The sequence below is a fragment of the Adhaeribacter arboris genome (assembly GCF_003023845.1).
Lineage (GTDB): Bacteria > Bacteroidota > Bacteroidia > Cytophagales > Hymenobacteraceae > Adhaeribacter > Adhaeribacter arboris.
In genome coordinates this window covers 692577-711851 of sequence record NZ_PYFT01000001.1, presented here as the reverse complement: position 1 = coordinate 711851, position 19275 = coordinate 692577, and the positions used below count along the sequence as shown (strand labels likewise).

15 protein-coding genes are annotated in these 19275 nt (G+C 43.8%); 3 read left to right on the top strand and 12 right to left on the bottom strand.

Annotated features, from left to right (window positions below; all coding sequences use genetic code 11):
* Positions 1-209 precede the first annotated feature (209 nt).
* The 3 genes from AHMF7605_RS03020 to AHMF7605_RS03010 all read left to right on the top strand — a co-directional run bounded on the left by AHMF7605_RS03020 (position 210) and on the right by AHMF7605_RS03010 (position 5117).
* Positions 210-1724: a xylulokinase gene (locus AHMF7605_RS03020; protein ID WP_106926316.1), complete on the top strand. Its 1515-nt coding sequence runs from the start codon at positions 210-212 to the stop codon at positions 1722-1724.
* 142 nt (positions 1725-1866) lie between these two features.
* Positions 1867-3201 (top strand): xylose isomerase, encoded by a 1335-nt coding sequence (gene xylA, locus AHMF7605_RS03015; RefSeq protein WP_106926314.1) that lies wholly within the window; start codon positions 1867-1869, stop codon positions 3199-3201.
* Between the two features lie 284 nt (positions 3202-3485).
* A complete protein-coding gene (locus AHMF7605_RS03010) occupies positions 3486-5117 on the top strand; it encodes a sodium/sugar symporter (RefSeq protein ID WP_106926312.1) in 1632 nt (543 codons plus the stop codon).
* An 87-nt stretch (positions 5118-5204) separates the two neighbouring features.
* On the opposite strand, the gene AHMF7605_RS03005 is transcribed toward AHMF7605_RS03010, so the two are convergent.
* The 12 genes from AHMF7605_RS03005 to hrpB form a co-directional block, all read right to left on the bottom strand.
* Entirely contained in the window at positions 5205-5621 is a 417-nt protein-coding gene (locus tag AHMF7605_RS03005) for a c-type cytochrome (RefSeq protein ID WP_106926310.1), read from the bottom strand.
* Position 5622: 1 nt separating this feature from the next.
* Positions 5623-6186 carry an SCO family protein gene (locus tag AHMF7605_RS03000; RefSeq protein ID WP_317046489.1) on the bottom strand — a complete coding sequence of 188 codons (564 nt, stop codon included), beginning with the start codon at positions 6184-6186 and terminating at the stop codon, positions 5623-5625.
* A gap of 114 nt (positions 6187-6300) precedes the next feature.
* Entirely contained in the window at positions 6301-6696 is a 396-nt protein-coding gene (locus tag AHMF7605_RS02995; RefSeq protein WP_106926308.1) for a hypothetical protein, read from the bottom strand.
* Positions 6697-6702: 6 nt separating this feature from the next.
* Entirely contained in the window at positions 6703-7698 is a 996-nt protein-coding gene (locus tag AHMF7605_RS02990) for a hypothetical protein (RefSeq protein ID WP_106926306.1), read from the bottom strand.
* A gap of 8 nt (positions 7699-7706) precedes the next feature.
* Positions 7707-8753, bottom strand: coding sequence for a cytochrome-c peroxidase (locus AHMF7605_RS02985; protein ID WP_106933325.1), 1047 nt, complete (start codon positions 8751-8753; stop codon positions 7707-7709).
* Positions 8754-8758: 5 nt separating this feature from the next.
* Positions 8759-9526, bottom strand: a complete 768-nt coding sequence (locus AHMF7605_RS02980) for an MbnP family protein (RefSeq protein WP_106926305.1) — start codon at positions 9524-9526, stop codon at positions 8759-8761.
* Positions 9527-9739: 213 nt separating this feature from the next.
* Positions 9740-10111, bottom strand: coding sequence for a hypothetical protein (locus AHMF7605_RS02975; protein ID WP_146153502.1), 372 nt, complete (start codon positions 10109-10111; stop codon positions 9740-9742).
* Between the two features lie 80 nt (positions 10112-10191).
* Positions 10192-11289 carry a cytochrome-c peroxidase gene (locus AHMF7605_RS02970; RefSeq protein ID WP_106926301.1) on the bottom strand — a complete coding sequence of 366 codons (1098 nt, stop codon included), beginning with the start codon at positions 11287-11289 and terminating at the stop codon, positions 10192-10194.
* A gap of 737 nt (positions 11290-12026) precedes the next feature.
* A complete protein-coding gene (locus tag AHMF7605_RS02965) occupies positions 12027-13445 on the bottom strand; it encodes a putative oxidoreductase C-terminal domain-containing protein (protein ID WP_106926299.1) in 1419 nt (472 codons plus the stop codon).
* A gap of 469 nt (positions 13446-13914) precedes the next feature.
* Positions 13915-15312, bottom strand: a complete 1398-nt coding sequence (locus tag AHMF7605_RS02960) for a Gfo/Idh/MocA family protein (protein ID WP_106926297.1) — start codon at positions 15310-15312, stop codon at positions 13915-13917.
* A gap of 56 nt (positions 15313-15368) precedes the next feature.
* On the bottom strand, positions 15369-16208 hold the full coding sequence (locus tag AHMF7605_RS02955; protein WP_106926295.1) for a ThuA domain-containing protein: 840 nt from the start codon (positions 16206-16208) through the stop codon (positions 15369-15371).
* Between the two features lie 345 nt (positions 16209-16553).
* Positions 16554-19001: an ATP-dependent helicase HrpB gene (gene hrpB / locus AHMF7605_RS02950; protein WP_106926293.1), complete on the bottom strand. Its 2448-nt coding sequence runs from the start codon at positions 18999-19001 to the stop codon at positions 16554-16556.
* Positions 19002-19275 lie beyond the last annotated feature (274 nt).

The following is a 19275-nucleotide window of genomic DNA, read 5'->3' as shown; positions in this document are numbered from 1 at the left end:
TTTTACAATAAGTGTGCTTCTTATTTAATTTGTAATATAATTGCTATAAACGAATTATTAATAATGAATTTTTATAAATAAGTTTGAAGCCTTTTTATTCCATTATAAATTAATAATTCACCCAGTTATTAAAAGGCTGCAAGGTTTACTCTTCCGGAACCAATTGCGGCACGTTACTAAAAAATAGTTCATTCGGATATAAAAGCACGATGTATTTATTAGGATATGATATTGGCTCCTCTTCGGTAAAAGCTACTTTAATAGATGCCGCCACCGGAGTAGTTTTACTTTCGGCTTTTGCGCCGGCGCAGGAAATGGGCATGATGGTAAAGCAGGAAGGCTGGGCCGAACAAGATCCCGAACGTTGGTGGTATTACCTGCGAGAGGTAACGCACCGGGTTATCCGGGAAGGCCGGATTCAAGTAGCAGACATAAAAGCGATTGGCATTGCTTACCAAATGCACGGTTTAGTAGTTGTCGACGAAAACCAGGAAGTACTGCGGCCTTCTATTATCTGGTGCGATAGCCGGGCGGTTTCGTTGGGTGACAAAGCTTTTCGCGCTATTGGCCCGGAAACTTGCTTATCCTGCTATTTAAATTCACCGGGGAATTTCACGGCTTCTAAACTGAAATGGGTAAAAGAAAACGAACCGGAAATTTTCCGCCGCGTTCACAAGTTTATGCTGCCCGGCGATTTTATTGCCATGAAACTTTCTGGTAAGATTCAGACCACGGCCTCCGGTTTATCGGAAGGTATTTTGTGGAACTTCAAAGAAAACGCCCCCGCTTTCGACTTGCTCGATCATTACGGTATTCCGGCCGAACTTATTCCGGAAATTGTGCCCAGTTTTGGTTTACAAGCCGAAGTATCGGCACCAGCGGCGGAAGAATTAGGTTTAGCTGCGGGAACACCTATTGCTTACCGGGCCGGTGACCAACCGAATAATGCTTTTTCCTTAAATGTACTGCATCCCGGCGAAATAGCCGCCACCGCGGGTACTTCCGGCGTTATTTACGGGGTTAATAACCAATTTACGTACGACCCCGAATCGCGGGTAAATACTTTTTTGCACGTCAATCATACGCCGGAACAACCGTCTACGGGTACCTTGCTGTGCGTAAACGGCACGGGCATTTTAAATTCGTGGCTACGAAAAACGGTATTTACTTCCGAAAAAAACAACGCCAGCTATACCTACGAAGAAATCAACGATCTGGCGCAAAGCGTGGCGCCCGGCGCAGAAGGTTTACTTATCTTGCCTTTTGGTAACGGGGCGGAACGGTTTCTAAAAAATCAACAAGTAGGCGCGCATATTGCCGGTTTGTCCTTTAATCAACATACGCCGGCTCATTTGGCGCGGGCGGCCCAGGAAGGAATTATCTTTGCCCTGCGCTACGGTTTTGATATTATGAAAGGTCTGCAGATAAACGCCCGCACGGTGAAAGCCGGCGACGCAAATATGTTTTTAAGTCCTTTGTTCGCCCAAACCTTTGCTACCGTCACCAATACGGTAGTGGAACTGTATAATACCGATGGTTCGCAAGGAGCTGCTCGCGGGGCAGGCGTTGGAGCCGGAATTTACGCTGATTACTCGCAGGCATTTGTGGGTTTACGCCGCACCCGGGCCGTAGAACCCGAAACGCAATTACAAGAACAATACGAAGCTATTTACCAGGATTGGTTAGCCGAATTGCAGGTACAATTAAACCGCTTTTCCGCTTAAAATTTAAATTATTGTGGGATTAGCCGGGCGCCACAACTAGTAGCCTGCGTATAATTCAAAACCCCAACTCTTTTTTATGAAGGAGTTCATTCCAATTGATATTTAATTAGTAAAATTCTAAAACTAAACCCAAGCAAAAAATATGGCAGTTAAAGTAGTAACAGGAGCGAAAGAATACTTTCCGAATATTTCCCAAATTGCTTACGAAGGCAAAGAATCAACGAACCCTTTGGCGTTTAAATATTACGACGAAAACAAAGTGGTAGCCGGTAAACCCATGAAAGATTACTTCAAGTTTTCGGTAGCTTACTGGCATTCTTTTACGGGCACCGGCGGTGATCCATTTGGGCCGGGCACGCGGGAATTTCCGTGGTCAACGAGTTCCGATGCCATTACCTGCGCCAAAGAAAAAATGGATGCCGCTTTTGAGTTTACTTCTAAGTTAGGTTTGAGCTATTATTGCTTTCACGACTTTGATATTGTCGCCGAAGGCAAATCTATTGCCGAATCAGAGCGCAACTTGCAAACCATGGTGGATTACGCCAAGGAAAAGCAAAAAGAAACCGGCATTAACTTACTGTGGGGTACCGCCAATTTGTTTTCGCACCCGCGCTACATGAACGGGGCGGCCACTAACCCCGATTTTAACGTATTAACCTACGCGGCGGCTCAAGTAAAAGGCGCCATTGATGCTACTATTGCTTTAGGCGGGCAAAATTACGTATTCTGGGGAGGCCGGGAAGGATACATGTCTTTGCTTAATACCAATACCAAGCGCGAAATCGAGCATATGGGTCGTTTCCTGGCCATGGCCCGCGACTACGGCCGCAAAGCGGGTTTTACCGGTACCTTCCTGATTGAGCCGAAACCGATGGAACCAAGCAAGCACCAGTACGATTTTGATGCCGCTACCGTAATTGGCTTCTTAAACAAGTTTGATTTACAAAACGATTTTAAATTAAATCTGGAAACTAATCACGCTACGCTGGCCCAGCATACTTTCGCCCACGAATTGCAAATAGCCGTCGATGCCGGCTTATTGGGTAGCATTGATGCGAACCGCGGCGATTACCAGAACGGCTGGGATACCGACCAATTCCCGGTAGATTTGTATGAATTAACGGAAGCCATGCTGGTAATTTTGGAAGCCGGTGGACTAGGTAATGGCGGCGTTAACTTCGACGCCAAACTGCGCCGCAACTCCACCGACTTGGAAGATTTATTTTTAGCGCACGTTGGCGGCATTGATGCTTTTGCCCGCGCTTTAACAATTGCGGATAACATTCTGCAGAAATCGGATTATAAGAAATTGCGCCAAAACCGGTACGCCTCGTTTGATAGCGGCGATGGACAGCGTTTTGAACAAGGCCAGCTTACCCTGGAAGAGTTGCGCGAATTAGCGCTTAAAAATGGTGAACCGAAGCAAATTAGCGGTAAGCAAGAATTATTCGAAAACCTGATAAATCAGTATATCTAAAATTAGTAAAATTTTAATATTTAAAGTTAACCCGGTGAGCTTTTTTACTTACCGGGTTTATTTATTACTAAATTTTAATAAAAGCCCGCAAAATGGTTTAAATAAAGAATTCTAGCTTGCTTAAAATTACAGATTAGAATAATTGCTGTTTGTAACTAAGGCACTTAATTTTTCAATTTTTTAAGTTTTTTATATAAAAATATCGGTCAGTAAATAGACATAGTTTTAATTTAAAATTATCTTTAAGCCGCAACAAATTCATACTTCCACACTTTCACCATCCTATGAAATCAATTGACTACATCGTTTTTCTGGTGTACTTTATAATTGTATCCGGCTACGGCTATTGGATTTACCGAAAAAATAAAACCGGCCAGGCCGATTCGAAAGATTATTTTCTGGCGGAGGGATCCTTAACCTGGTGGGCTATTGGCGCTTCGCTGATTGCGTCCAATATTTCGGCTGAGCAATTTATTGGTACCTCGGGTTCTGCCTTTGCTTTGGGTCTGGCTATATCTACTTACGAATGGATGGCTGCGGCTACGTTAATGGTAGTAGCCATTTTCTTTATTCCTATTTACCTGAAAAACAAAATTTACACCATGCCGCAGTTTTTATCGCAACGTTATAACGATGCGGTAAGTACGATTATGGCCGTTTTCTGGTTGTTGGTTTATGTATTCGTGAACCTTTCTTCTATTTTGTATTTGGGCGCTTTGGCCGTGCAAACCGTTTCGGGTATCGACTTTTTTTACTGCATGTATGGTTTGGCCATATTCGCCATATTTATTACCCTTGGCGGCATGAAAGTAATTGGTTATACAGATGTCATTCAGGTTTTTGTATTAGTACTAGGTGGCTTAGCCACTACTTACTTAGCTTTGGATTTGGTAGCTACTACTTTAGGGGATGGAGGCGCCTGGGAAGGTTTAGGTTTTTTACGGAAAGAAGCCGCCGATCATTTTAGTATGATTCTATCAAAAGGCGAGCTAATGATTCCGAACGGGGAAGGCGGTACCCGCGATGCGTATATGGATTTACCCGGTTTATCGGTTTTAATTGGGGGTATGTGGATTATCAACCTGAATTATTGGGGTTGTAACCAGTATATTACGCAGCGGGCTTTAGGCGCCGATTTAAAAACAGCCCGCAGTGGTTTATTATTTGCCGCTTTTCTAAAATTAATGATGCCGGTTATTGTGGTTTTACCGGGTATAGCCGCATACGTGCTTTTCAAAAATGGCCAGTTTCAGACCGAAATGGCAAACGAGGCCGGTAACGTTATTCCGGACCACGCTTACCCGGTTTTACTCAATCTGCTGCCAACCGGCTTAAAAGGTTTGTCTTTTGCGGCGCTAACCGCGGCCATTGTGGCTTCGTTAGCGGGTAAAGCCAATAGTATATCTACCATTTTTACCCTGGATATTTACCGGAAATTTTTTAACCGGAATGCCTCGGAGCAACGATTGGTTACATTTGGCAAATTAGTAGTGGTGGCGGCTTTTATAATTGCTCTTTTCGTAGCGCCGGTTTTACGTAATCTTGACCAGGCTTTCCAGTATATTCAGGAGTATACCGGCTTTATTTCGCCGGGCGTATTTGCTATTTTTGCCTTAGGCTTTTTCTGGAAACGTACCACGGCACCCGCCGCTTTAGTAGCTGCGGTTTTAACCATACCTTTATCTACCTTTTTAAAATTTCAATTCCCCGAAATTCCCTTTATCGATCGTATGGGAATTGTGTTTTTGATATTGGTAGCCTTAATGGTGATTATTACTTTATTTGATCCGAAAAGCAAGAATAACCCCAAAGGTTTGGCCATTGATGCTTCTATGTTTAAAACTTCGACAGGTTTTGCGGTGGGAGCAGTTATTATTTTCGGGATTATCGCCGCATTATATACTATTTTCTGGTAAGATTTCTAATCTTAGCTTTAAAGCCAAAGAGCGTAGCTAGTAGCTACGCTCTTTGGCTTTAAATAAAGTAATAAGTTGGTATACCTATTAATAATCATGCGCGGCACAAGAGTCGAGCATAGCCGCTACTTCCGGTATGGTAAAACGCTCGTTCTTATTACCAAAATTTGTTTGCACAAAATTCAGCAGATTAGTTACCTGGTCGGGGGTTAAATTTTCGGCCCCGGGCATTTTCTGACGGTAATTTTGACCATTTACCGTGATAGTTTCTTCCATGCCGTGCTTAAGTAAGCAAGGTAATTGCTGGCGGTGTTTAACTAAATAATCGGAATGCGCAATCGGCGGAATAAGCCGACGTAAACCGCTGCCATCCGGCATGTGGCAGGTTTCACAATGCTGTTCGTATAATTGTTTTCCGCTATCGGTAATTGTTGGAGAACAACGGAATACAGAAAATATTGCCAGCCCAAATACAAGAAAACCCAGATCTTTACTTCTTAGCATGTTATGGCTTTTCTGCTAATAATACCGGGATATCTTTCATTAATTGATCAACCTGTTCCGGATTGGTGCCATCGTAAATGCCCCGTACGTGGCGGTTAGGGTCTACTAAAATAAAGGCACCACTGTGCACAAACCCGCCAGCCTCATTTTCATCTTCGGCGGCCGAAACCATGTACTGGGCCGCCAGGCTATAAATACTATCTTTAGCCCCGGTTACAAAATGCCATTTGGCGCTGTTTACCCCTAGGCGCTCCGCATAGTCCCGGAGAACGGCTACGGAATCGTGCTGCGGATCAATGGTATGCGATAAAAGCACCACCTGATCGTTGTTTTTAAATTTTTCGTTTACCCGTAACAACTGGCTTTTCATTTTAGGGCAAATAGTGGGGCACGTGGTAAAAAAGAAATCGCTCACGTAAATTTTTCCGGCCAATGTTTGACTGGTTACTTGTTGGCTATCTTGGTCGATAAAACTAAAATCAGGAATTTGGTGGTAAATGGTGTCGGTCAGGGTTTTTCCATCAACTACCTTTTGAACGGCTTCTCTTTCTCCTAAAATGGGCAAAGAGTTTTTGGTATTACGCGGCTGAGAACAGCCAAAAAGTAAGTTAACCAGCAAGAAAAAACTGACTGGCTTAAGCAAAAAATATAATTTATGTTTTTGTTTCACTACTTGCTTCTATTTTTCCGAGTTGGCTAAGGCGCCTTCCACTTGTTTTTTTACTTGTTTTATTTTTACTAATTGGTCCTGCAAATATAAGTTGGCTTTTTCAGGTGTTAAGTTAGTTGGGCTTTTATATTGGTGCATCCAATCCATCATGGCTTCATCGGCCATTTTTAAATCTACTATTTGTTTCCTGACTAGCTTACCATCGCTTTTAGTTGAATCGGCTTTTTGGAGGTAAGTTTGAAGTTTACGCTGTTTTTGATATATTTTATCCATTTGGCTCATAACTTCATCGTGCCGGGTCAGAACTTGTTCTTCCAACTTCTTGAGCTGTTCTTTTTCCGAAATGGAGCAGGAATAGAGGCTTGTTAGTATTATTAAAATCAAATATCGAGACCAGTGCTTCATAAATCCTTAGTTACTTTTAATTAAATATTTGGTCTGATTAAAATTGTAACTAAAACCGAGCATCAAACGGCCGGAACTGGCCGGATGGCCAATATCTTCCTGGAAAACGGGTAACTGAAAAGCCAGATTTATGCCGGCATTTTTGTAGTAAATATCGAATCCCGGTCCGAGTAAGGCATTGTTCATTTTGTGTTCGCCGGTTAATTCACCTTTAAATTTTTCACCTTTGGTATACTCATAAAAAAACTGCACCGACGGGTTTATGTTCCAGTTATCGTTTAGATGGTAGCGGTAAAATAAATTGGCAAAGTGGGCGGAGCTATTGGCAATACTTTCGTGGTAATAGTTTTCCCCATTAATCTTGTAACTGGAGTTTAAGCTCAACCCAAATTTTTTGTAGCCGGCAATATAATTTACGTAACCAAAATAATCGACGCTGCCGGTACCGGTTTGGTACAACAAGGGATACCGAATGCCTTCGCCGTTGGCCCGGTAATAATGACCGGTGGGTAATTTTATACCACCACCCACAATTAAGCGTTGCTGCACACCGGCTACTTCAATCTGGCGCAGTAAATGCAGGCCGGCAAAAATATTAATATCCCCGATACCGGCTAAGGTAGTCCGGTTCTGGTTGTACTGCGTCGTATTCTGCACGTAAGGCACAAACGCATTTAATTCAACGCGCTGGTGAATAAAGTACTTCCCCCGAAGTTCGGTTACGCGGTAAACCTCAAAATCCGTGGGGTTACCGTTGTGGCTGTGCGAGCCGCCTGGTTCGTTATTAGGGCCACCCGTAAAAATGCCCCCTCCTCTCGGGAAAAAATGTTTTTTTTGATTCAGGCTTTTGTAACCATTAAAACTGCGGTAACGATGCAGCACGCCCACGCTGCTCTGGTTATCATACGGCGTAATGCCCATAAAGCAGCCGCAAATATCGCAGGCTTGGGTTTTCGTATGAATAAAGCTGAAAAGTAAGAGTAAGTAAGTATATTTTTTCATGCTAAACATTAAAAAGGATCGGCAAAGCGCGGATCGGTGATGAATTTTTTATCCGTTAAAGCTTCCAGAAAAGCCAGTAATTGTTTTTTTTCCTCGTCGGATAAAGCAATACCAGGGTTAGCCCCGGCAAGCAGGGGGTCCAGCGTAGCCGAGGTTTTTACCCCTTTCGCGTAATGTTCCAGCACCTGAACTAAGGTTCGAAACCGACCATCGTGCATATAAGGGGAACTCACGGTTACATTCCGCAGGCTGGGCACCTTGAATTTACCTTCATCCGTTGGCTGGTCTGTTATTATTCTCCGGCCCGGGTCTTGCTTAAAATCCGAATTCAAACCGTTGTTGCGGAAAGAATGATCGGTAAATAAACCGGGCTTATGGCAGGCGCTGCATTTAGCTTCAAAAACTAATAAACCTTGTTTTTGCTCTGCCGTAAGAGCGTCGGTTTTACCATTCACGTATTGGTCATAAGGGGCACTAGCCGAAATTAGCTCGCCGGTAAATTGGGCTAAAGCCCGAAACAGTTGCTGGCTATTAACGCTATCCTGGTGAAAAACTTTTCGGAATTCCGTTACATAACCCGGATCACGATTTAGTTTCCGGATAATAGAATTTACATTCGAGCCCATTTCTACTGGGTTTGTGATTGGGGCTAAGGGTACCAATTCCAAGTGATTTACCCCACCATCCCAGAAAAAATTTGGATTCCAGCGCAGATTGGCTAAAGCCGGCGTATTACGAGTACCTAATTGATTATTTAACCCATGGCTTACCGAATGTTCTAAATCGGCAAAGGCGGCAAATTGCTTATGGCAGCTCCCGCAGGAAATAGAACCATCTTCCGATAAAATGGGGTCGTAAAAAAGCTTACGTCCTAATTCAAATCCAACTCGCGTCAGGGGATTGTTCTGGTACTGGTAAACGGGTTCCGGAAAATAACTCAATTGAGCATTAACTCCCTCGGTTGGTACTACAGGCTCCGGGTTACAAGCTGTTATTCCGCAACTAACTACCAAAAAACTTAAGTGACAGAATTGCTTCCAAACTTGGCGAACCATAAACATTAAGGATGAATATGATCAACCGTAAACATATTGACGTAATTGTCGGCTACTTTCACCGAATTCTCACCGCCCATAGTGGTGGCTAGTTCCGCAAATTTAATAGTGTTTACGCCCTGGAACATCTTCAGCACGTTTACTTTCATGTGCACTTCCGGATTTTTACCGCCTTCTACTAGTAGTTTATTGCCGTTTAAAGAAGGAGAAACGGTACGAATGGTATTATTTGGTTTTTGAAAACCGCCAATATGAAATACAAGTCCGCCGTTTTGAGATTGCGGCGAAGTACCTTCTAATTTTACAAAAACATAACCGCTTTTCCAGGTCCAGAACATGCCGTTAGCCGTATCTAATGCACCCGTTTGCGCTCCCGAAACATTGCGAACGCTGTCCACGCCAATGGTAAAGGTAAGGCCGGTATATTCGCCGGCGGGTATGTCTTTTATAGTAACCAGCTTAGAATTAGGCGTACTTTCATCAATCAAATAATAACTTTCCGGCTGTTTATATTCGGTACCATCCGCTTTTTTAAAAATTAAATTGCTGATGTAGTACTTAAACATGGAAACTTTAAACTTGTCGCCGTTGGCATTGGTATATTCCTGATCATCGAGTGATAAAGCCGCATCTCCCACCACATTATCAAATTCTAGGGTAACCTGGCCGGGCAAGGCCGGAGTTGTATCCGGATCTTCTTTGCAGGAAGGCGTGCATAAAGAAATAAAAGCAAGGGCCACAGAGGCAGTATATTTGGAAAGTAAGTTTTGCATGAGAAATTAAAAGTTAGAGCGTTAATAGTTACAGGTTAAAAGTTCCAGGAATTTTTTTGAAACTTTATTACCCAAAATTTAGGGGCATTCTGTCTCCAGCCTACTAAATTAGGCGAATAAATAGATTGCCAAAGGCCCAAAACCTAGTTTTAAGTTGATTTAAAACCGGTGAAATCTTGAAACCTAATTAAATAAGGTAAAATAACGAAGAGGTTAAGCGAGAACTTGGGGTGGGTGGAAATAATTTAGTAAGACCGAAAACCGGTAAGAGGCCGGCTTAAATACCTGATACGTTTCTAGCTTATATTCGGGCTGGAAATTAACCTTCAAAAGATTTTGGCAGAAAAGAGTAATTTCGAATTTTTGATTTTGATTGGTTGATTTTTTTTGGGCTTCTTCCGCTTTATTTAATTCTTTTTTGAGGTAACAATGCCCTTCGCAATGAAGCTGCGGTTTTTGTTTATTCACGCACAAAAACGCGGCAATGTAATTTTTATTTGCCTGGTAATTTAAGACAATAAGTACCTTGCTGAAGCTTTGCAGCATCATTACCACCAGTAGCAATATAGTAAGGGTACTTTTCAAGGAAATTTTTATGCGGTAAAAGTAAAGCAACCTGCCCTACCATAAAAACTTTTTACTAAATTTTTAAATCTAACGCCTGATTAAGGAGTAGTAATTTCCGAGAAACGCTCGTCTTTTAAGAACGATTCATCGGTTAAAGTATGTAAAAATTTAATAATTTTTGCTTTTTCGTCGGGCGTAAGTTCCAAGGCTTTCCCGCCCACTTTATTGGAAGCTTCTATAATTAAAGGATCCAGGTTCGGGCTGGCACTTTGAATATGTTCATTATAATGATCCAGTACTTCTTCTAAGGTCTTTAAACGGCCATCGTGCATGTAAGGCGCCGTTACCGCAATATTCCGGAGAGAAGGCGCTTTAAATCTACCATTATCCGTTGCTTTTCCGGTAACTGCTCCCCTACCCTTATCGGTAAAATCAACGTCCAAGCCGTTATTATGAAATTGTTGCAAGGTAAAAAAATCGCTGCCGTGGCAGTCACCGCAATTACCGCCCCGTAATTTACGGCTAGGGTCCGGATGGGTAAAAAACAATTGCATGCCTTCCAATTCTTCTACGGAAAGCGAAGCCTCCCCGGCCCGGTACTTATCGTAACTCGAATTGGTAGAAATAAGCGTGCGGGTAAACTGGCCCAAGGCTTTCAGCATTAAATCGGAGGTGATGGTACTCGTGCCAAATGCTTTTTGAAAAAGGCGGGGATAAGTGGCCGTATTTTGTAATTCCCGCCCGGCTTCGTCCAGGTTTTGGTGCATTTCCAGTGGGTTTTCAATCGGAATGCGAGCCTGCGCTTCTAAAGAGTTAGCTTCACCAGCCCAGTTAAAGGTTTTATTCCAGGCCAGATTTACCAAACTCATAGCACTGCGAGTAGTTTGTTGACCATCTATACCGGTACTAAAAGCTTGTCCATCGGTAAAAGCCAATTTTTGCTGGTGGCAACTCCCGCAGGACATGGTATTATTGCCCGAAAGCTTCTTTTCGTAAAATAAACGGCGCCCCAGGTTCACGCCTTCAACGGTTAAAGGATTATCTTCGGGGATAGCAGGTGGTTGAAAACGATCGGAAAATTGAAGTTGAAAAGGCGTAGGAACGGGCGTAGGCACCTCCTCTTTTTTATCCTCGGGTGAAGAACAAGCCAGACAAAGTAAGTAGATGAATAAAAAAAGAAGGTAAAGTTGTTTCACCCGGATAAATAAATAAATTAGTACAAACGAAGCTCTTTAAAATACCGATTAAAATTTTCTTCTTTCACCCTTATTCAAGCAGAAAAAGAAAATGGAATTAATCTGTATCATCTAACGCCCAAGCAGCTGATAATATTTCAAAATTCTGTTAGGTAAGCAACATCCACATTGGTAAATCTGTTCTATTCTAAATTAAATTTTTGCTGCAAGAGATAAATTATACTAGATGGAAGTATAAAAGTCTTACTCGGAGCAATTTACCGTGCGAGCCGGTTCCCGTCTCCAGTTGGCGATGCTATCTTATTTGAAAAGTAATCAGTTTGCCTCGTGACCGGCGGACCTCTTTTACCTCTCCGCCCTCCGGGCACCTCCCCTAAAAACAGGGGAGGAGAGGCTGCTATTACTTTTTTCTTTCCTCTGGTAGAAACGTGCGCAGCACGCCCCTACACGTCGGAATCCCAACAATTATCGGAACCGGAACCTTGGAAGGCCGTTCCTAGCCAAACTACTGTCCTTCATTCTCGGCTAACTGATTCTAATTATAACCAGCTACTACACCTTCCAGATCGCTTAATCAACTTCTATAACGATTGCGGAGAAACCCGTCGGGTTTATGGCAATTGTTTTATATGATTGTGTATTGACTATTCTTCTGATAAAACAAAAAGCCGGACCTAAACAAATCCGACTTTCACTTATAACTAAAAACTACTTTTTCCTGATTTTAGAAATCGGATTTATTTCTTTTTACGGGCTAATTCTAAGGCTTGGGTGGTAGTGTAATATTTAGCAATCATGTTCGGAACTTCCCATTCCGGCATTGTACCGGTACTTAAAAACTGCAGGTATTTTTCGGTAACCTGGCCAAAGTGGGCTTCGTGGCCGTTATGGTACTTTTCGGGAGCCGTAACCGTCCAGTTAGAACCATTTTTTTCGATAGTTACTCCCGGAAATTTTTTCTGTACCTGCGTTAAACCACTCTGTAAAGCAGATTCAAACGTTTTTAAATCTGCTCCGGGTGCGGGCTCGATGGACAATACTGGTTTATAATTTTGTTCTTTTCCCTGCCGGATTACCAGATTCGCTTTGGTACCTCTCATAATAGAAAAATGTGTATCACCAGCGCCTTCCGGCGCTTCATAGTTCCAGATTACGGAAACTTTAGCGTGGGTACCTTTTATTTGGTAATTAATTTCACCGTTAGCATAAACGCCCAGTAAAGAATCGTTTACCACCGATTTTTGCAGATAGTCAGGGTAAGAAGTTAAATTCGTTACTTTTTTAAATTGGCTGGGAGTTAGCTTGGTTTGCCAATGCCGGGCGGTGTTTACCTTAATGTCCTTGGTATAATCGATTACCTGCTCCGGATAAGCCTCCCATTGCACTAAATCTACGAGGTGAGTAGTTACATCCACAATTCCTTCGCCTTGTTGGGCTACATCAAAAAACCAGGCCGGCCGGATAAGCGGCGCCCCGGAAACGTATTTAAAATAATGATGCACGCTTTCTTTGGTAATAGCGGGTTCGGCAGTTGTTCCTTTTTGCAGCGTACCAAAAACCTCCGCTAACTGCGAGAATTCACGTTGCAGCATGGTGGTTATTTCGTAGCGCTCCGTCATAATATCGTAAAGCAGAACTTTATTTTTTTTGGCGGTGGCAAACGCTTCTTTCAGCAAGTTAAAATTAGCCGTATTAATGGCCATTGGTTTATCGGCCAGTACATGTAAACCCGCCTCAACAGAGGTTTTAATGTACTCCGTTTTTTTCTGGTTATTACCAGCCATTATTACCACATTACCGGGTTTGGCAGCCAGCATTTTCTGTAGGTAATCGGGTCCGGTATATACTTCTTCCTGCCACTCCGTCGGACTTTCTACGCGGCCATTATACTGGTTAATTTTTTTTAAATATTCGTCTACATCTGGTCCGGCGGGCGCAAAAACGTGCACTTGCGGATTCACGTTCGGGTACATCGACTTTTGCACCAGAGCGGCGTGAAAGTGCCCTGGATCGAGGTTAATTAATTTGATTTTGCTAGTCACTGCGGAGCTATTTGTGGCCGATTCGTTTTTGGTAGTTTCTTTTTTGTTTCCGGAACAAGAAAGTAGGAACACGGAGATAAGGACACAAAAGGCGGTTAAAGGATTTTTTTTCATTCGTACTATTTAAAAGCGAAAAATCTAACTGGTAAAGAAAAAGATTCCGTCGCAGCAAATCAAAATATAGGCTGATTTTAATTCCGATAACCTAGATGGAAAATATTTTTGATGATTAATTAGTTCTCGATTTTGGTAAGTCTTTATAAGTATTTCAGGTTACGGTGCATAGTTGTTTAAACGGTTTATAATTGCTAACTACCCCACAGACCTGGTATAAAAACTAATAGGATACCTAAAAAAAAGCTTTTGCAGCCGTTCTTCTGCTTCTAGTTTTTATCGGGGAGCTTTTTATCCAGCCATTTTGTAAGGGGCAAAACTTAGATTTTCATTCCTTTAACCGTCCCCCAGTTAGAAACTGGCTCCTATACGAAGTTCCAAGTTGAAAACTTGCAACAGAAAAACATGCCCTAATTGTAGTTCTAGACAAAGAAAATACGGCGGATATTTCTGTTCTCCGGAATCAATGTCAACCTACTAAATACGGGTAGCGTTGGGGGCGGGAAAGCATGCTGTTGGCTTCGTCGTCGTTTTTAAATTTTTCTTTCATTGGATCCCAGTATACTTTTCGCTTCAACTTCATAGCAATCTGGTGGATCAGGCAGGTAGAGCAAGAGCGGTGACCAATTTCTATGGGCGCAATGGGCTGCTTACGCAATTTTATGGATTCTAACCAGTTTTCATGATGGTCACTGCTTTCGGTAAGATGAATTTCGGAGGGTCCGATTTTAGAAGTTAAAAGTTTAGGATTACTGGTTTCCAGGGCTTTTGTGCCGGATTTTTTAGCTACCGGATCGCTGGCGGTTACGGCATAATCGCCGCGGGTAACAAATATCCAACCATCCGTGCCTTCGTAACGAATACCGTTTGGTAAATCATTACTCACAATCATTTTCACACCGTTGGCATAAAGCGCTTCGGTACGGAATTTACCGTGTACGTCCCATAAACCTTTGGTCGGGTATTCGGCCCAGCCCCCTACTTCTACCGGGCCGGTATATTCGGTATCCATGGCCCAATGTGCGCAATCTACGTGGTGCGAACCCCAACCCGTAATCATACCCGCGCCAAATTGTTCGCAACGCAGCCAACCGGGCCGGCTGTAATCATTTTGCGGATGAACGCGTTTTTCGGTATAATACATGTAGGGCGTAGAACCCAACCAGGCATCATAATTTAGATTTTTAGGAACCGGCATTTCTGGTTCTTCTTCTCCGGCCGGGTCGCCGGGTAAACCAACCAATACCGTTTTTAATTGGCCGATACGACCATTGCGTACCAACTCGGCGGCGTAACGGAATTGGGCGGAGGAACGTTGCTGGCTCCCGATTTGCAAAATCTGGCCCGAGCGGTGTACGGCATTGCTAAGCGCCCGCCCTTCGGCAATGGTGAGTGAAGCCGGTTTTTGCAGGTACACATCTTTACCCGCTTCCACGGCGTGGATGCCAATATAGGCGTGCTGGTGATCGGGAGTACTAATTACCACCGCATCAATATCTTTATTTTGTAACAGCTCTAAATGATCAAAGTAACCTTTAACCCCATCGTAGAGTTTATTTGTTTTTTTACTGTAAAAAGCATTTACCAAATCTTTAGCTTCATTCGCCCTTTTTTGATCGAGGTCACAAACGGCCATTATACGGGCTTGTTCGTGCTTCCAAATGCCAGGCATGTCGTGATCGCGGGAAATACGGCCGGTACCAATTGCCCCGATGTTAATTTGATTACTAGGTGCGTTTTTACCAAATACCGAGGCCGGCACAATGGTCGGGAATCCGGCTACCGCCAAGCTGGAGGTAACGGTTCCGGCTACCGCTTTTTTTAAGAAGCTCCGCCGCGAAGGATTAAACGAATTATTATTTACCATAAAAAACGGATTAGTACCTTTATAATCTTTAATAAGTAAATTCAGAAATGTTATTATTAATACCGCACGGCTTCGTCGTGCTGAGTGGCGTAGGCTTTGGCGTAATCTAATTTATGAACCTGACCGGCGACGTATTCTATGCCTTGCCAAATATGCCGGAGATACAGGGGATCCTGGTAATCGGTTTTAGCGTGGCCCAGAGCTGTAATCCAGATATTTCCGCCGTCGAATTTTTGGTACCACGCAGCCGGGTAAAGCGAGGTATAGGGGCCGGCAACACTTTTTATTTTTTCGCCCTCACTTGGATTTAAATTATTCAGATCGTGGGCCAGAAAAGTATGCGTTCCAGGATAAAGATCCTTCATTAAATAACATTCGTCTTCTTTTTCCCAAACTTTAGGTAATCCTTGCGCACTTGGTTGAGAAGGATCAATCAAGATAATTTTCAATTTTTGAAAAGGTGGGTGCCAGACAAATGATCCGCCCAGCATCATTTTAAACCAAGGCCAATTACGTTCGGTACCAATTACGGAGTGTAGCCCCACAAAACCGCCACCCGCCTGCATGTATTTCCGGAAAGCCAATCGTTGTTCGTCCGTATCAAATACATCGTTATTGGTACTCGGGAAAAGTAAAAGGGTATATTTTTTTAAATTTTCGGTGGTAAAAACTTCGGGCTTGTCGCTCACATTAATTTTAAAACCACGCTGCTGCGCCAATTTTTGCATGGCTGCTACGGCACTCGGAATATTATCGTGCACGTAGCCTTTACCGTTTTTAGTGTATACCAATATGGAAACATTTTTCCAGGAAATTCTGGATTGAGCAAGGCCCGGATTCAAAAGCAACAACCAGAATAAGAAGTAACTAAGGAGGCATCGGATCGGAAAGCGCATGATTTATATTTTTAGCTTTTAAATATAAATAATTTGCTCTAATTCTGGTTTAGTAAATATTAAAACAACAGGTATAATAGTTTTATGAACTTATATTAAGTTCATAGAATTGAAGCGCTTCATTCCTCCCGAACTTGCATTAAGAAATGGCAAATACTTGTATTTTAATGTTACTTTTTCATTAAAGCATTACTTCAGCTTAGAAAGTAATCTTGCTCATTTTTAATAGAATATGGCTCATACAGGAAAGGAATTTAGAAAATTCCCGGCAAGTTCAAGAAGACGAAGATAACCAAGTATAATACTGGAACCAGCTAAAAAAGCAGCGCGTAGTTCTTCCCTATTCTACTTTGTTGGCCAATTTACCTTAGAAAATTTCTTCTCCAATTCAGGCTTCAAACTCGGGTAGTTCTCCTGCCAAAACTTTGCTAAATCGGTTACGGTTGCTAGCAACTTGAAATCCGGCGTAAGTAAATGTAACTCTACTGGCATTTCCCCTTCATCTACTACTGGCTTGTTTGACCATTCTAACACATCTTGTAAGCGGATTTCCAGTACCGGTGGATTGCCGTTAGCAAAGTATTGCAACTCCATGGTAGAGCCATCTGGTAAAGTAATTTCGGACGGGGCCAAAGCTTCCTGGCGAACTTGCATGGCAGGAGTTAAGAATTGTTGCAGAATGGACAACAGGTCAATTTGAAATAACTCCTCGGGTACTTCTATATCCTGTAAAGAAGGCCGCAGCCATTCCCAGTTCGTCATGAGCAAAGTTGGGGTACTAACGTCGGGCCAACTTTCTTGGGGCCGCCATTTGCGGAGGCTTAGTACGCGGTTTTGCCATTGTATTACGGCCTCGGTAAAGTTGAGCAAGTGTTCTCCTTCCCGTTTTAAGGCTTCCGAAATAGCACTAGGGCGGTATTTCTCGTCAGGGGTAGGTAGGGGTTTGCGTTGCAGTACAATGGAACCAATACGTAAATCCAAGGAAGCGGTAAGTTCGCCATCAGTAGTATCCCAAGTAATAGTTTCCTGTTTTTTCACGAGTGGGGCCAGATCTTTGGGGTTGAGCGGCGAGGCCAGGAATATTTTACCCATACCCTGCCGGGCATCCAGGTTAGCAACGGCCAGCCACGGATCGTGCGCGAGATCGTCGCGGTGACCGGCTTGGGCATAGTTACCGTTGGCCAATTGGAACTGCGCATTGTTGCCGGGGCGGGCGCAAGCAATGCGCTCCGGGTAGCAATGCGCCAACAATACCCCGGTTTCGTAGGGGTCTACGGAGCCATTTTCAGGAGTTATCTCGAACATCCGACGATATTGGGCCGCTATTTTTTCTATTTTTTTCAGAGCTTTGCCGCCTACATTTTCCTGACGATAGCGCCGCAAAGCTTCCATTCTTAAATTTATATCGATTCCAGAATCGCGAGGCAGCGGGTCGCGCTCTTCCAGGATAGCGGCAATATCCGTAGCTAGTGCCAACTGGTTGGTTTCTTCGGCGGCGAGCAACATGTGGGCAATGCGCGGGTGGGTAGGCAGGGCGTGCATTTTTTTACCGTGCTCAGTAATGCGGCCGTGCTCCAGGGCATGAAGCTGGTGCAGGGTTTCTGTAGCTTGCAGCAAAGTGGCTTTGGGCGGCAGACTCAGCCAGGTAAGCTGGTTAACATCCATAATTCCCCATTGGGCCAGGTCCAGCACCAAATTGGCCAGGTCGGCTTCCAGAATTTCGGGAGTGCGATGTGGAGCCAGGCGGGCATGGGTAACTTCTGTCCAGAGCCGGTAACAAGTACCGGGACCAAGCCTTCCGGCCCGGCCGGCCCGTTGGTCAGCGGCGTCTTTGCTGATGCGAATAGTTTCAAGGCGGGATAAGCCGGAGTTGGGGTCGAAGCGGGAAGTTTTGCCAAAGCCGGTATCTACCACTACCGCAACGCCTTCAATAGTTAAGCTGGTTTCAGCAATACTTGTAGCCAGCACTATTTTACGTTTGCCATTGCGGTCGGGCATTATAGCGGCGTATTGTTTATTGGGGAGCAACATGCCAAACAACGGGTGAATCATAATATCCCGGGGCAATTGCCGGCGCAAAATACCTTCTACTTTTTTGATATCCCCTTCGCCGGGCAAGAACACCAGCACGTCGCCAGCTTTTTCGCGAAGGGCACGTTGCACGGTTCGGGCCGTAAGGTCAGGCAACAGCGATTCGTCCAGGTCGCCGGGGGCGTAAATTAGTTCAACGGGGTATTGCCTTCCCTGGCTTTGCACGATGGGGGCGTTCAGCAAACCCGCCAGGGTAGGCATATCCAGCGTAGCCGACATAATCAGCAAGCGTAAATCAGGCCGTTGCCTTCGCTGCGATTCGCGGCTCAAAGCCATTGCCACATCGGCGTGAATACTGCGTTCGTGAAATTCATCAAAAATAATTAATCCAACTCCTGCTAGAGCATTATCCGTATGGAGCATGCGGGTCAGAATGCCTTCGGTTACTACTTCAATGCGGGTTTGGGCAGAAACGCGGTTCTCGAAGCGGATGCGGTAACCCACGGTTTGCCCTACTTCTTCCTCTAACAAGTAAGCCATCCGTTCGGCAATGGTACGAACGGCCAAGCGCCGGGGCTCGAGCATAATTATTTTTTTACCGGCCAGCCAGTTCTCCTCTAATAAAGTTAGTGGCAACAAGGTACTTTTACCAGCTCCCGGCGGGGCCTGTACAATCAAGGTGTTCCGGGAGGTGAGTTGTTCTTTTACTTCCGGGATTATTTCCCGCACGGGTAAATCGATGGTGAGTGGGTGGAAAGGCAAAGAGAAATAATTTTAAATGAAATAAACAGTAATGTGTTTTTGTAAATACAGCAGGGCAAATATCCGGAAATCTTTTGGCAAATGCGCTTGTATATCCTCTAATGTCTTCTAAAGCAGCAAACTTCTTTCTTAAGTATTTTTAGAAGCTATTTTACTATCTTATCTTAGTCCTATCATCCAAGTGAGGGAATATGCCAATGGCCGTACCCGAATACTCCTTTTCCGGAAGAGATTTAGAAATTCCGAATAATTTTGGTTAGGATCGGGTTTAAAA

Coding starts and splice junctions, on each gene's coding strand:
- AHMF7605_RS03020 (WP_106926316.1), top strand. CDS start 210: ATGTATTTATTAGGATATGATATTGGCTCCTCTTCGGTAAAAGCTACT.
- xylA (WP_106926314.1), top strand. CDS start 1,867: ATGGCAGTTAAAGTAGTAACAGGAGCGAAAGAATACTTTCCGAATATT.
- AHMF7605_RS03010 (WP_106926312.1), top strand. CDS start 3,486: ATGAAATCAATTGACTACATCGTTTTTCTGGTGTACTTTATAATTGTA.
- AHMF7605_RS03005 (WP_106926310.1), bottom strand. CDS start 5,621: ATGCTAAGAAGTAAAGATCTGGGTTTTCTTGTATTTGGGCTGGCAATA.
- AHMF7605_RS02995 (WP_106926308.1), bottom strand. CDS start 6,696: ATGAAGCACTGGTCTCGATATTTGATTTTAATAATACTAACAAGCCTC.
- AHMF7605_RS02990 (WP_106926306.1), bottom strand. CDS start 7,698: ATGAAAAAATATACTTACTTACTCTTACTTTTCAGCTTTATTCATACG.
- AHMF7605_RS02985 (WP_106933325.1), bottom strand. CDS start 8,753: ATGGTTCGCCAAGTTTGGAAGCAATTCTGTCACTTAAGTTTTTTGGTA.
- AHMF7605_RS02980 (WP_106926305.1), bottom strand. CDS start 9,526: ATGCAAAACTTACTTTCCAAATATACTGCCTCTGTGGCCCTTGCTTTT.
- AHMF7605_RS02965 (WP_106926299.1), bottom strand. CDS start 13,445: ATGAAAAAAAATCCTTTAACCGCCTTTTGTGTCCTTATCTCCGTGTTC.
- AHMF7605_RS02960 (WP_106926297.1), bottom strand. CDS start 15,312: ATGGTAAATAATAATTCGTTTAATCCTTCGCGGCGGAGCTTCTTAAAA.
- AHMF7605_RS02955 (WP_106926295.1), bottom strand. CDS start 16,208: ATGCGCTTTCCGATCCGATGCCTCCTTAGTTACTTCTTATTCTGGTTG.